The 13957-nt window shown below is 59.7% G+C and carries 10 protein-coding genes and 1 other RNA gene; 7 read left to right on the forward strand and 4 right to left on the reverse strand.

The window, feature by feature from the left end:
• Positions 1–203: 203 nt before the first annotated feature.
• From FS804_RS15195 to FS804_RS15210, 4 genes are all read left to right on the forward strand, one after another.
• The gene (locus FS804_RS15195; RefSeq protein WP_144577399.1) at positions 204–1355 is read left to right on the forward strand and encodes an efflux RND transporter periplasmic adaptor subunit; all 1152 of its coding nucleotides are present in this window, start codon (positions 204–206) and stop codon (positions 1353–1355) included.
• The gene (locus FS804_RS15200; RefSeq protein ID WP_144577401.1) at positions 1352–4498 is read left to right on the forward strand and encodes an efflux RND transporter permease subunit; all 3147 of its coding nucleotides are present in this window, start codon (positions 1352–1354) and stop codon (positions 4496–4498) included. The genes FS804_RS15195 and FS804_RS15200 overlap by 4 nt, the downstream gene beginning before the upstream one ends.
• A 129-nt stretch (positions 4499–4627) precedes the next feature.
• Positions 4628–6040, forward strand: coding sequence for an FAD-binding oxidoreductase (locus tag FS804_RS15205; protein ID WP_144577403.1), 1413 nt, complete (start codon positions 4628–4630; stop codon positions 6038–6040).
• A gap of 91 nt (positions 6041–6131) precedes the next feature.
• Positions 6132–9839: an AsmA-like C-terminal region-containing protein gene (locus tag FS804_RS15210; RefSeq protein WP_144577405.1), complete on the forward strand. Its 3708-nt coding sequence runs from the start codon at positions 6132–6134 to the stop codon at positions 9837–9839.
• Between the two features lie 449 nt (positions 9840–10288).
• Here FS804_RS15210 and FS804_RS15215 read toward each other — a convergent pair whose 3' ends face one another.
• From FS804_RS15215 to ssrA, 4 genes are all read right to left on the reverse strand, one after another.
• Positions 10289–10498 carry a ribbon-helix-helix domain-containing protein gene (locus FS804_RS15215; protein WP_063950538.1) on the reverse strand — a complete coding sequence of 70 codons (210 nt, stop codon included), beginning with the start codon at positions 10496–10498 and terminating at the stop codon, positions 10289–10291.
• A 113-nt stretch (positions 10499–10611) separates the two neighbouring features.
• Positions 10612–10815 carry a DUF4169 family protein gene (locus FS804_RS15220; RefSeq protein WP_144577407.1) on the reverse strand — a complete coding sequence of 68 codons (204 nt, stop codon included), beginning with the start codon at positions 10813–10815 and terminating at the stop codon, positions 10612–10614.
• Between the two features lie 43 nt (positions 10816–10858).
• Entirely contained in the window at positions 10859–11371 is a 513-nt protein-coding gene (locus FS804_RS15225) for an SspB family protein (protein WP_063950536.1), read from the reverse strand.
• 229 nt (positions 11372–11600) lie between these two features.
• Positions 11601–11974: a transfer-messenger RNA gene (gene ssrA / locus FS804_RS15230) on the reverse strand.
• 140 nt (positions 11975–12114) lie between these two features.
• Between ssrA and FS804_RS15235 the strand changes: the two genes are divergently transcribed.
• From FS804_RS15235 to FS804_RS15245, 3 genes are all read left to right on the forward strand, one after another.
• On the forward strand, positions 12115–12423 hold the full coding sequence (locus FS804_RS15235; RefSeq protein ID WP_144577409.1) for a DUF2853 family protein: 309 nt from the start codon (positions 12115–12117) through the stop codon (positions 12421–12423).
• Positions 12424–12516: 93 nt separating this feature from the next.
• Positions 12517–13311 (forward strand): thymidylate synthase, encoded by a 795-nt coding sequence (locus FS804_RS15240; protein WP_063950534.1) that lies wholly within the window; start codon positions 12517–12519, stop codon positions 13309–13311.
• Positions 13308–13835 carry a dihydrofolate reductase gene (locus FS804_RS15245; protein WP_063950533.1) on the forward strand — a complete coding sequence of 176 codons (528 nt, stop codon included), beginning with the start codon at positions 13308–13310 and terminating at the stop codon, positions 13833–13835. The genes FS804_RS15240 and FS804_RS15245 overlap by 4 nt, the downstream gene beginning before the upstream one ends.
• The last annotated feature ends 122 nt before the right edge of the window (positions 13836–13957 follow it).

Raw genomic sequence — 13957 nt, forward strand, 5'->3', positions numbered from 1 at the left:
CCGGATAGGTTATCCGCGTGTGAGAACATTTGCGATAATTATGGTCCCGGTCGCGCTTTCACCGAAAATCCATTACAAATTACAAATACGTAAGAAACGGATTTGTGCGTTGCCTCGTTTCTGGCAAGCAGGAATACTGCGGACGTCCCGAAGTCTATGATTCAAGGGGCGATTTATGCTGTGATGATCAACCGGAGAACTATATGCGGGTCTGGAAACAGGTGGGTGTCAGTCTGGCCGTCGTTGGGGCAGGGCTCTGTCTCTGGGGCTTTTATTCGCCTGAGGCCCGTAATGTGCTCGCCAGCGTCGGACTTGCAAAACCGGCCCCCGGCGCCGTTGAGGTTGCGGCGGCAGGGCCATCGGCTGGCCAGAACGGCAACGGCGCGCGCCGCAATTCCAACGCCACGCTCGTGGTGACGGCCCCGGTGAAGCGAGGCGTCGTCAACGATCGTCTGAACGCGATCGGCAATGGCCAGGCGATCCAGTCGGTCGTCGTCATGCCGCAGGTCTCCGGCACGCTTGCGGAAATCCGCACCTCATCGGGACAGCGTGTGGTGAAGGGCCAGGTATTGGCGCGTCTGGATGACGACGAACAATTGATCGAACGGGACAAGGCCCAGGTCGCGCTCCGCAGCGCCGTCGACAAATCCAATTCCTACAAGAACCTGAAATCCGTCGCCCGCCTCGACGTGCTTGATGCGCAGATCGCGGAGGAAGCTGCAAAGCTTGCGCTCAGCACCGCGGAGCTCAATTTGAAGCGGCGTGATATCGTGGCGCCGATCAATGGCGTTGCTGGCATCGTTGCCGCCAATATCGGTGATAACGTCACGACACAGTCAACCATCGTCAGCATCGATGACCGGTCCGAAATTCTCGTCAATTTCTGGGCGCCGGAGCGTTTTGCGACGGCGATCAAGATCGGTATGCCGGTTGAGGCAACGTCCATTTCGCGGCCCGGCGAAACCTTCACCGGCGAGGTCGAGGCGGTCGACAACCGCGTGGATGAGGCGAGCCGCACCATTCGTATCCGTGCGAAGTTCGGCAATGAGAAGGACGAGCTGAGGGCTGGCATGTCCTTCGGCGTTACCATGCGATTTGCCGGCGAGACCTATGCCTCCGTCGATCCGCTGGCAGTGCAGTGGGACGCGGAAGGCTCCTATGTCTGGCGTGTCGTAGACAACAAGTCGAACAAGGTGCGGGTGCAGATCGTGCAGCGCAACCCGGACGCGGTGCTGGTGAAAGCCGAGCTGGCGGAAGGCGAGCCTGTTGTTATCGAAGGATTGCAGCGCGTCAGGGAAGGCGGCGCTGTCCGCATCGGTAATGCGCCGAAGGCTGAGGAGGTTGCCAGCCAATGACGCAGTCGCCCTCCGGTCAGGACTCCAAGCTTGCCTTTACCGCGCTTTTCGTGCGCCGGCCCATCCTTGCGGCTGTCCTTAACACGCTTCTGGTTGTCGCTGGGCTTGCAGCCCTTGTGGGTGTTGAGGTGCGCGAACTGCCGGATGTCGACAGGCCGACGATCAGCGTCAGGACGACCTATGAGGGGGCGGCGCCTGAGACCATCGACCAGGAAGTGACGCAGACTATTGAAGGGGCGGTTGCCCGCGTCAGTGGCGTCAAATCCATCTCGTCCAATTCGCAGTTCGGCACCAGCCGCGTCACGATGGAATTTGGGGACAGCGTCGATATGGCCGTCGCGGCCAATGATGTGCGCGATGCCATCGGCCGTGTGACCAACCAGTTGCCTGACGATGCCGACGAGCCGCAGATCATCAAGGCGGATTCTGACAGCCAGCCCATCATGCGTCTTGCGGTCACCTCATCCACGCTCAGCATGGAAGACCTGACCAAACTGGTGGATGACGAAATTATCGACCGTCTCGCCGCTGTCGATGGTGTCGCCGATGTGGAGCTTTATGGCGATCAGGAAAAGGTTTTCCGCGTCGATCTCAATCAGGCGGCGCTTGCCAGCCGTGGTCTGACGGTCACCGATGTTTCCAATGCGCTCGCCAGCGCCGCTCTCGATGTGCCTGCGGGATCGCTGAAAAGCGCGACGCAGGATATCGTCGTGCGCGCCACGGCGAGCCTGACGAAACCCGAGGACTTCTCCAATCTCCTCATCAAGGACAATATCCGCCTTCGCGACGTCGCGACCGTCATGCTTGGCGCGGATGACGAATCGACGTCGCTGCGCTCCAATGGAGTACAGGGCGTCGGTCTTGGCGTCATTCGCCAGGCGCAGTCCAACACGCTCAACATTTCCACCGGCGTGAAGGCTGCGGTCGAAACGATGTCGGCCAATCTGCCCGAGGGAACGCGCATCGTGGTAACCAGCGACGATGCGGTGTTCATCGAGGGTGCGCTGCATGAGGTGGAGATCGCGCTCGGGCTTTCGGCGGTCATCGTCGTTGTGGTGCTCTATCTCTTTCTGCGCGATTGGCGCGCGACGCTCATTCCGGCGATCACCATGCCGGTCGCGCTGATCGGCACGATCATCGCCATCTATATGGTCGGCTTTTCGGTCAATATTCTGACGTTGCTTGCCATCGTGCTTGCGACGGGCCTCGTCGTTGACGATGCGATCGTAGTGCTGGAAAACATCGTACGCCGCCGGGCGGAAGGCATGGGACCCCGAGCAGCCGCCGTTCTCGGCACCCAGGAGGTCTTTTTCGCCGTCATAGCGACGACCGCGACGCTAGCCGCCGTCTTCATCCCGCTCTCCTTCCTGCCGGGCCAGCTTGGCGGCCTGTTCCGCGAGTTCGGTTTCGTGCTGGCCTTTGCGGTGGGCCTGTCATCCATCGTGGCTTTGACTCTCTGCCCGATGCTCGCCTCGCGCATGCTGAAGGAGGGGCTGAAGGAGCCGACCGGGCCGCTTGCGTGGTTTGGCAATGTTTTCGCTGCGACCTATAAATCGACGCTGTCCGCCTGCCTCAATAACCCGCTGATCGTCATCGTCGTTGCCGTGATCTTTTCCGGCCTGTCATGGATCGCCTTTGGCATGATCCAGAACGAACTGACGCCGCGCGAGGACCGCGCCTCTATCATGATGCGGGTCACCGCGCCGCAGGGCGTGAGCCTCGAATATACCCGCGACCAGCTGCAACGTATCGAGGAAAACCTGCAGCCGCTGCGCGACAGTGGGGAAATTCGCAACATCTACTCCATCACCGGCATGAACGGCTCGTCCAATACTGGCTTCATGGTACTGACGCTCGCTCCCTGGGCGGATCGCGAGCGCACGCAGAACCAGATCGCCGCTGACGTCACATCCGCCGCCAACAAGGTTCCGGCCTTGCGCGGCAATGCCATGCAGCCGAACAGCCTTCGCATCCGCGGCGCCGGCAACGGCTTGCAGATGGCAATGGTCGGCAGTAATTACGCAGCGCTGACGGAGGCGACGCAGAAGCTGTTGCTTTCGATGGAAGAGAGCGGTCTGTTCGACACGCCGCGCTTCGACAACGAGCCCAATCAGGCGCAGCTCTCCGTGTCCATCGACCGCGAGCGCGCCTCCGATCTCGGCATCGACATCACCGGCCTGTCGCGCGCCATGCAGTCTTTGCTGGAGGGTCGCTCGATCGTTGACGTCTTCGTGGATGGCGATGCCATCCCGGTCAGGCTCTTGTCTTCCACTCGACCGATCAATGATCCAACCGATCTTGAAAACGTGTTCCTGAAAACGGGTGACGGCAAGATCGTGCCAATGTCGGTCATCGCCTCGCTCAAGGAGAATGCGGTGGCGCCGCAGCTCAACCGCGAACAGCAACTCCCCTCTGTTGGCTTTACCGCTAACCTGAAGGACGGCGTTTCGCTCGGTCAGGCCCTGCAAAAAGTCAACGAAATGGCGCAATCCGTGATGCCGCCCGGCGCGCGTCTGCTGCCGCTTGGCGAGGCGGCCACGCTGGAGGAAAATTCGAGCGGGATGCTGCTGACCTTCGGTTTTGCGATCGCCATCATCTTCCTGGTGCTTGCTGCGCAGTTTGAAAGCGTGCTGAGTTCGATCATCATCATGTCGACGGTGCCGCTCGGCCTTGCCTGCGCCGTCATCGCGCTGCTCGTCACCGGCTCCAGCCTCAACGTCTACAGCCAGATCGGCCTCGTGCTGCTCGTCGGGGTGATGGCGAAGAACGGTATCCTTATCGTCGAATTCGCCAACCATCTGCGCGATCAGGGAGCAACCGTGCGCGAGGCTATCGAAAAGGCCACCAGCATCCGTCTGCGCCCGGTCATGATGACGATGATCGCCACCATTCTCGGCGGCGTGCCGCTGGTGCTTGCCCAAGGCGCCGGGGCGGAAGCACGTATCGCGCTCGGCTGGGTCATCGTCGGCGGTCTGGGTTTTGCGACGCTGGTGACGCTTTACATCACGCCGGTTTCCTATCTCCTGATCGCCCGCTTCGCCAAACCGCAGGCGGATGAGGAAATTCGTCTGCATCGCGAGCTTGAACTTGCCGCCCGCCGCAAGGCGCTGGAGGAGGACAAGCCGTTGCTTGCCGCGGAATAGGATCGACGCCAAACCACAAGCAGTGCAATCGCGATGCTGGACAAAGCGCTGACCTTATCCCATACCTCCTGACGAAATTTCGTAACGGTTCGAATCCGTTACGGGCGGATGTTGCGGCGGAGACGGACGATGGCGCTCAAGGATGTGGTGGCGGGTAAACGGAACGAAGAAGGTATCGCGTCTGCGCTCGCGGTGCTGAAGCAGCAGCTGGGCGAGAAAGTCCAGACCGGCCAGGCGTTTCGCGAGCAGCACGGCCACACCACCACCTATTTGACCCTGCAGGCGCCAGACGGCGTCGTCTTTGCCGAGAGCGCCGATGATGTGAAAGCCGTGGTGAAGGCCTGCGCGCACTATAAGGTGCCCGTCATTCCCTTCGGGACCGGGTCTTCGCTGGAAGGGCAGGTGAATGCGCCGAACGGCGGAATCTGCATCGATTTCAGCCGGATGAATCGTATCATTGAGGTGAATGCCGAAGATCTTGACGTGACGGTGGAGCCGGGCGTGACGCGCGAGGACCTCAATGTCTATCTGCGCGATACAGGCCTTTTCTTCCCGATCGATCCGGGCGCGAATGCCTCGATCGGCGGCATGGCTTCGACACGCGCTTCCGGCACCAATGCCGTGCGTTATGGCACGATGAAAGACAATGTGCTCGCGGTCACCGCCGTCGTAGCCAATGGCGAGGAAATCCGCACGGCGCGCCGCGCCCGCAAGTCTTCTGCGGGCTACGATCTGACACGGCTCTTTGTCGGCGCTGAAGGCACACTTGGCGTGATAACGTCCGTGACGCTGCGGTTACAGGGTATCCCGGAAAAGATCGTGGGCGGTGTCTGCACCTTCGACAGTATCAAGGCTGCCTGCGATGCCGTCATCATGACGATCCAGATGGGCGTTCCGGTCGCCCGCATCGAATTGCTGGACGAAGTGCAGGTGCGCGCCTGCAACGCCTATTCAGGTCTGGACTATGCGGAGAAGCCGACGCTCTTCGTGGAGTTCCACGGCACGGAAGAGACGGCGGCGCTGCAATCGCAGCAGTTCGCCGAGATCGCAGCGGAATGCGGCAGCGTCGATTTTCGCTGGACGGGCGATGCTGCCGAGCGCGCCAAGCTCTGGAAGGCGCGTCACGATGCCTATTGGGCGTCGCGGGCGCTTGCCCCGCATCTTGACGGTCTCTCCACCGACGTCTGCGTGCCGATCTCACGGCTGGCCGATTGCGTGGTGGAAACGCAGCGGGATATTGCCGAGAACGGCTTTCTGGCGCCGATCGTCGGCCATGCGGGTGACGGGAACTTCCACGTGCTTATTCTGTTCGATGGCAAGGATGCCGAAAGCGTCGCGAAGACGGAAGCCTTTGTCGCCCGCCTCAACCGCCGCGCCATCGCCATGGACGGCACGTGCACCGGCGAACACGGCATCGGCCAGGGCAAGATGAGTTTTCTCGCCGAAGAGGCCGGCAATGCACTGGATGTGATGCGCGCCATCAAAACGTCGCTCGATCCCGACAATATCTTCAATCCGGGTAAATTGTTCCGGCTTGTCTGATCATTCTCACATTTGATTGGTACAAAAGGCTGCTTGCCGTTAAGGCAGAAAAGAATAGGTTTGCAGCGTTCGCGAAGGGAGATGCAGGTCAGTGCTCGGACGTATTCTGGTTTTTCTGGGCGGACTGCTGGCCTTGGTGCTGTTTTCGGCGCTGCTCATTCCCTATTTTGTCGACTGGACCGATTTCCGTCGTGATTTTGAAGACCAGGCAAGTCGTATCCTTGGCAAGAAAGTCGTCGTGCACGGCCGCGTCGAGGCCCGAATCCTGCCTTTCCCGTCGGTAACGCTGCATGATGTGCGCGCCGGAACGGATGCGGATGGATCGCCGCTCATCCAGGTCGCACGGTTCTCCATGGATGCCGAGCTTGCGCCTTTTCTTTCTGGCGAAGCGCGCATCTTCGACATGCGCATCGAAGAACCCAAGGCCAAGATAAGACTGCTGAAAGACGGTACGCTGGACTGGATGCGGGGTAGCCGTGCCGAAATCCCGGCGCGCACCGTGGTTCTCGAAAGCGTACAGATCGAAGGCGGGCAGATCGAATTCATCGATGAGCAGTCTGGCCGAAACCGTATCGTGACGGGCCTCAACGCCGATATGTCTGCAAATTCTCTCGCCGGCCCCTGGAAAGCCGAGGGGCGCGCGGCTGTTGACGGGCACCCCGGTTCCTTCTCCCTCTCCAGCAGCGAGCCGGATTATGCCAATGGCCGCATGGGTCTCAGGCTGCGCCTTGTGCCGGATGAACATCCTGTCGAGGTCGATCTCGATGGTGCGATCGCCGCAACGGCGGGAAAGCCGGCCTATAGCGGATCCTTTGCCTTCACCTTCCGCGAAGATCAGAAACAGAAGCAACAGCAAGCCGGACAATCGATCTTTTCCTCACCGCGCACCCGTGGAAGCTTCGAGCTCACCAATGAGAGCGTGCGAATTTCGAGCTACCGCATGGAGCTTGGCGGCAGCGAAAATCCTTACGTCGTGACGGGGGAGGCAACGCTTGATACCGGCGCCAAGCCGGAATTCCTGCTGACGGCCGACGGCCAGCAGATCGACGTCGCGCGCTTTGCGCCGCCTGTCGTGCAGACGGGCAAGACGTCGCGCCAGCCGACCGTATCCGTCCGTCAGCGCATCGAGGCATTTGCCGCGATGGTGGCGCGCATTCCGGTGCCGCCTGTGCCGGGCAAGGCAAGCATCAGCCTTCCAGCGCTGGTGTCCGATGACACGACAATTCGGGACATCCGGCTGGATGTTCGCCCGGATGGCAGCGGCTGGCAGGTGGTGAATGCCGTGGCGACGCTGCCGGGCAGGACGCAGCTGGAAGCGAAGGGATCGCTGACGCTGCTTGGCGGTCCGGCTTTCAACGGCAATATGCTGCTCGCCTCCAACCAGCCCTCGGGGCTGGCGAGCTGGCTTTCCGGCTCAGTCGATCCGGCAATCCGCCAGCTCAACGCTGCCGGTTTCTCTGCCGATGTCTCGCTGACGACGCTCAACCAGCGTTTCGATAATCTGGAACTTGCCATCGGAGATGCATCGCTGAAGGGCGCTCTGGAGCGACGCTCGGATGGCAAGGAGTCCAATCTCTCCATCGATCTCTCGGGCAACGAAATCGATCTCGACGCGCTGAGGGCGCTCGGCAGTCTGGCGCTTGGCGATCAGGTCGGCGGTTCGGTCCTCGATCATCGCATTACCGCGAAATTCAAGGCCGACCGCTTCAATATGGCCGGCGTGACCGCCAACAAGGTCGAGACTACCTTTAATATCGCAGGAGGTGTGCTCTCGCTTGAAAACATGACGGCCGGCGATATCGCCGGTGCGGAAGTGAAGGCTAGGGGAGAGTTGCAGGGTTCGCTGCTCAAATATGCGGGAAAGGGCACGGTAAACCTGCATGCGGCGGATATGCAGTCATTGTTCGCCATGCTGCAGCAGAAGTTGCCTGACCATCCGTTCCTCAGCCGCCTGGCGGCGAGCGCGCCCTGGTATGCGAATTCGGACCTTGCCGTTGACGTTTCGGTCAACAGTGAAAATGGCGGCGCGAATGTCGCCGTTTCCGGCACCGTCAATGGCAGCCGGCTTTCAGCCGTTGCCAAGATGCCGGATTTCCTGTCGATAACAGACGATACGGCCATGTCGCTGGAAGCGGTCCTGAAGAACCAGTCGACCGCGATCCTGTTCGGTCAGGCCGGTCTCAATCCGTTGCCTTTCGATGCGGATGGCGAGGGGCTCCTGTCCCTCAAACTCAATGGCACGCTCGGCTCGCCTGCCCAGACAGAATTGCGCTTCTCTACCGAACGCACACATTTTTCGATGAACGGTTCCTTCTCCGTGGCCGCCGGCAATTTTGGTGAAGGCAGCGCGGATGTCGCGCTCGAAAGTGCTGATATCGAGCCCTATCTCATCATGAACGCCGTTGGCCTGCCGCAGCTCGGCGGCGGTCTGGCAGTGAAGACCAATGCGAAAGTCACTGTTGACGGGCAGAAGATTGCTTTGTCGTCCATCGGCGGCCAGGTGGGCGGAAATCCATTCTCGGGAAATCTGGCGTTCCAACGCGCCGCGCCCTATCCCGTCGACGGTGACCTTTCCTTAAGGACGGTCGATCTCGCCTGGCTGGGAGACGCGATGTATGGCCCGGTGATCGATCCGGAGACCGGCGCGCTCAACGCCAAGCCGCTTGCCATGGCCGCGTTCCCGCAGCTCAAGGCGTCGCTGGCACTGAAAGCGGAGAGCTTCGAGGCCGGTCCATTGGGCACCGTGACGGGTCTTTCGACGAGGGTCACGCATGATGCCGGCTCACTCTCGCTCGATGATGTCAGCGGCACCTTTATGGGCGGCAAGCTCACGGGTCGCCTGGCCATGTCGACCGGCGAGGGGGCAGGAATTTTCCGCACCAAGATTGCGGTGACCGACGCAAACCCGGAGCCCATCCTGTGGGCCAATGCCAACGGCCCGGTTGCGACGGGCAAGGTCGCTATCGACCTGACGGCGGAATCGACGGGTAAAAGTGTTGCTGAAATGCTCAAAGCAGCGGGTGGCTCTGGTGAAATCCGGGCGGGCGGGCTTGTCGTCAAGGGTCTCAACCCTGGCGCTCTTGCCCCGATCCTGCAGGCAGCGGACGGCTTGCAGCAGCCGATCGATGCGCCGAAGGTGCGTCCGCTGGTGGATCAGACCCTGTGGCAGGGCGAAATCGGGCTTGGCGATGTGGCGTTGCCATTCTCGTTGAACGGGGGTGCGCTTCATTTCCAGAACCTGCGCGCCGGCATCGATCCCGTCACGCTGACGGCCGATGCGAGCGTCGATCTGGCGGCTTCCACTGTGAACGGTGACGTCGATCTCCTGTTCAATCCCGGCACCGAAACGGTCGCAGGGGCCGAGCCTTCGGTGCGTCTCAACTATAACGGCCCGCTTGCCGCTCCGGCTTTGACGACGGATGTGTCCGCGCTCAGCAATTTCCTCTCGCTGCGAGCGTTCGAAAAGGAGCGTCGCCGGGTGGAGGCCATGCAGGCGAGCGTTCTTGAAAAGCAGCGGCTGCGCCGCGAAGTCGTGCTCTACCGCTCGCAGGCGGCAGAACGACAGGCCGCAAAAGAGCGGGCGGAGGCGGAAGCCAAGGCGCGGGCGGAAGAGGAAGCCCGCCAGAAGGCGGCAGCCGAAGAGCGCCTGCGCCAGGAAAAGGAACAGCAGGAGCGGCTGCAACAGCAACAGCAGCAACAGCCGGCACCGGAGCGACAATCCGCCCCGGCCCTCGTCGTACCACCGACAGAAGACGCGATACGGCAACTCGCGCCGGGAGCACCGGCTGCGACGCCATAATTCTTTCCAGGAAACCGCGGAGCGGCTTTTCGTGCAGATGATGTTTCGAAGAGACAGCGCATCCGGCGCGGTTCCGTGTAAACCCGATGGGCCGCGCGCGTGCGGGCAGACTTCGAGCGATCACTCGCAGCCGGTGTTCGTCGTATAGGATAGCGAGGGTGGAGGCGACAGGCTCGTCACGATTGAACGATGCGTCAAGGCGACCTGAAACCAGTCCTGATGGGCAAGGCTACGCAATACCAAATCGCCTTGCAGCGCAAATTAGCCTTCGAATGTTTAAGGAATGCTTTCACAGCTTTACGAGTTTTGTGGGGGAATTCTTATAGTGGTTGATGGGCCGACGTGCCGGGCTGGAATGCGTCCGGCAAATGCGAAAGCACTCGCGCATATCCCAATTCCCCGTTCACCGGGGATGCCGGGTCATCGCAGATGACGGATCCAGTTTGGACTCAGCGGGTTTTCAGCCAGTTCAGCACGTAAACCCTGAGCGACGACGACAAATTGCTGTCGGCGGCGCGATTGTCGTCGATTTCGGCAAGTAGGGCCGCAAAACTGATCTTGCGCTTTTCCGCGATGATTTTCAGCTCGTCCCAGAAGGCATCTTCGAGTGAAATGCTGGTGCGATGGCCATGCAACGTCGCGGAGTGCTTGCGGATCATCAGATCAGGCTCCGGCGGGTCCGGTTGAGGGTCTGAATCATGTCTCGCCGGCAAGTCCCTGTTTTGCGATTCTTTTCCGTTGGCCCCGACATTCGCAGCACGCGGTTGGACGTTCAATCTTGATCGCCGTTTTCATCGCTCTTGTCGAGCCGGCCCTGATCGAGCGCCTTTTCGGCTTTGGCATTCAGCGCTGACGTGAGATTTTTTTCCGCTTTGGTGCGGCCGAAGGACAGGCGGTTCTGCTCCGCCTGCTTTTCCTTTTCACTGCGGACCTTCTGTTTCCGAAACTGGCGCAGATTGACGATATCGGCCGCCATGGGGATATGCCTCCTCGAGTTTCGAAAGTCGGGGGTAAAACTGCTATTGCTTCTTGCGGAAGGCGTCGAGCGAAACGACGGACCCTTCCTTCTTTTCCTCGCCTGCCTTCGGCGTCTCGGAAGCAGCCGCCGGTTTCGCCTCATGGGAAACGGGATAGGCAGTGATTTCCGCCTCTTCCATTTCTTCCTCTTCAGCGAGCGGCACGTCGAATTCGAGTTCGAAATTCACCGAGGGGTCGTAAAAACCTCTGATGGCATTGTAGGGGATGACCAGCTTTTCCGGCGTGTCGGAGAAGGAGAGGCCGATTTCGAAGCCGGTTTCGGTAACCTTCAGGTCCCAGAACTGGTGCTGGATGACGATGGTCATCTGCTCGGCGTATTTTGCCTTGAGGTGCTGGGAAATGCGCACGCCCGGGGCGCCGGTCAGGAAGGTGATGAAAAAGTGATGGTCGCCGGGCAGGCGGCCGGTTGCGGCCACTTCACCCAAAACCTTGCGAATAACGCCGCGAAGGGCATCCTGTGCGAGAATGTCGTAACGGATATGATCCTGCCCCATGCGGTCCTGTCTTTCCCTTATTCGAACGTCTTTTCATGCACGGCGCGGACTGCGCGCCTAGGACGCTGTAACACTTTGAATCTTAGCCTAATCCCATGTCCGAACCATTTCTGATCCTCAAGGCTTATGCTTTGGACAAGTATACGCAATGTCCGGAACGGCAGCAACGGAAAAGCCGATGCCGTCTGCAAGTCAGCTATCATATAATCAATTCAGGCAAAATGGAGAAGGTGGAGGTTTCTGTTGCCAGGTACCTCCGAACCCCGCCTCACGGGGCTAACCGTGAGGACTTAGAGCGGAATTCCCGCACCGCCATTAGGCAGCGAGAGCGTATTCCTTAGCGTTGTTGTCGTTTGCAACTACACTTGTGACCCGATAACGGCGGTATCATGCCGAGCAAAAGTTCGATCTTTACGCCCTTGTCGATCCTATTTCGCCCCCATCAAAAGCCGGCCTTCCATAGGTGAAGGTCCGCCGGTTTTTGGTGGAGGCGCCGGGTACCGCCCCCGGGTCCAATAGGTTTATTACACCGACCGTTTATCGCCATAGCCGGGTTGCCCCGGCAAGGTTCATATAGGCGTTTCACCCGCGCGAGAAAAGGGGGGAGATGACAATTCGATGAAAAGGTTTTGTCCACTACCTGCGCAATTTAGACAATTCTTGACGACGAGGGATTGCTGTCTCATTCTCCATGCAACCGGTCATTTGAAGCAACCGGGCCGGGGGCACACGAAGGAGTGGACATGACTGACTATCTCGCAGATGTGAAAAAATACGATGCCGCAGCCAATGAAGCGATTGTCGGCAAGATCGTCAAACATCTCGGTATTGCCCTGCGTAACCGGGATTCCTCACTGGTGTCCGCCTCCGATCCAGAAGAACTTGCGCGCGTCAAGGCGAGCTGGTGCGTCAAAAAGCTCGGTGTGACCGATGACAGCGCTGACAAGGCCATTGCCGCTGCTGCCAAAGCCATGGCGGCGGATCGGTCCAAGTCGCGTGTGACTTTCTATTATCTGGTGGCCAAGGAACTCGACAAGCTCCAGTCGCTCTGATTTGATCCGGGGATAGCCCGTATTCGGTGATTGGTTCTGCCGCCCTGTGCTATTATATAGTCCCTCTGTATCAGGGAATCGGCGGCAGAACGTATGAAACAATATCTCGATCTTCTCCGGCATGTCATGGAAACCGGCTCCGACCGTGGAGACCGCACCGGCACAGGCACACGCTCTGTCTTCGGTTATCAGATGCGTTTCGATCTTTCGGAAGGTTTTCCGGTTCTCACCACCAAGAAGCTGCATCTGCGCTCCATCATCCATGAGCTGCTGTGGTTCTTGAAGGGCGATACAAACATCGCCTATCTCAAGGAAAACGGCGTTTCCATCTGGGATGAGTGGGCCGACGAAAACGGTGATCTCGGTCCGGTCTATGGCGCGCAATGGCGCTCCTGGCCCGCACCGGACGGACGCCATATCGACCAGATCGCGCTTCTGATCGAGGCTTTGAAAACCAATCCCAATTCCCGCCGCCACATTGTTTCGGCCTGGAACCCGGCGCTGGTGGACGAGATGGCGCTGCCGCCCTGCCACTGCCTGTTCCAGTTCTATGTTGCGGATGGAAAGCTCTCCTGCCAGCTTTACCAGCGCTCTGCCGATATCTTCCTCGGCGTGCCGTTCAACATCGCCTCCTATGCGCTTTTGACGCTGATGGTGGCGCAGGTGGTTGGCCTGAAACCTGGCGATTTCGTTCACACGCTCGGTGACGCGCACATCTATGCCAACCATTTCGAACAGGCGCGGCTGCAGATGACGCGCACGCCGAAAGCCTTGCCGACGATGCGGCTGAACCCCGACGTGAAGGACCTTTTCGCCTTTAAGTTCGAAGACTTTACCCTGGAGAACTACGAGGCCGATTCAAGCATTAAGGCACCGATCGCAGTATGAGCGAGCCGCGCGTCACCATCATTGTCGCAGTCTCCGAGAACGGCGTCATCGGCCGCGATCTCGACATGCCGTGGAAGTTGTCGACCGATCTCAAGCGCTTCAAGGCGATGACGATGGGCAAGCCGCTCATCATGGGCCGCAAGACGTTTCTGTCTGTCGGCGAACGTCCATTGCCGGGCCGGCCGCATATCATCGTCAGCCGCAATGCGGATTACCGGCCGGAAGGCGTCGACGTGGTCGGCTCGCTGGAAGAAGCCCTCGATTTGGCAAAAGCCAGAGCCGTTGAGCGAGGCGTCGATGAAGTTTTCGTTGCCGGTGGCGGCGAGATTTACCGTCAGGCCATGCCCTTTGCCGATCAACTTTCCGTCACCCACGTGGCGGTAAAACTCGACGGCGACACTTTTTTTCCGGAAATCGACCCCGCCGTTTTCGAGAAAACTGACGAAATCCCCGCTCCTGCAGGGGAAAAGGACAGTTATCCGGTTCTGTTTACCACTTATGTGCGAAGGGCCGCGGCAAAGTGAACTATTTAGCCTGATTGGGTATTTAGTTACCACCTCTGCGTTGAAACAAACGTTTCTCCTTCCTATAACGGGTCGATATTCCCGCCGCACGCGAGCAATCGCTTTCGAACGGAACCGGGAGA

The sequence above is a fragment of the Agrobacterium sp. DE0009 genome (genome assembly GCF_007680755.1).
Taxonomy (GTDB): Bacteria; Pseudomonadota; Alphaproteobacteria; order Rhizobiales; family Rhizobiaceae; genus Agrobacterium; species Agrobacterium tumefaciens_B.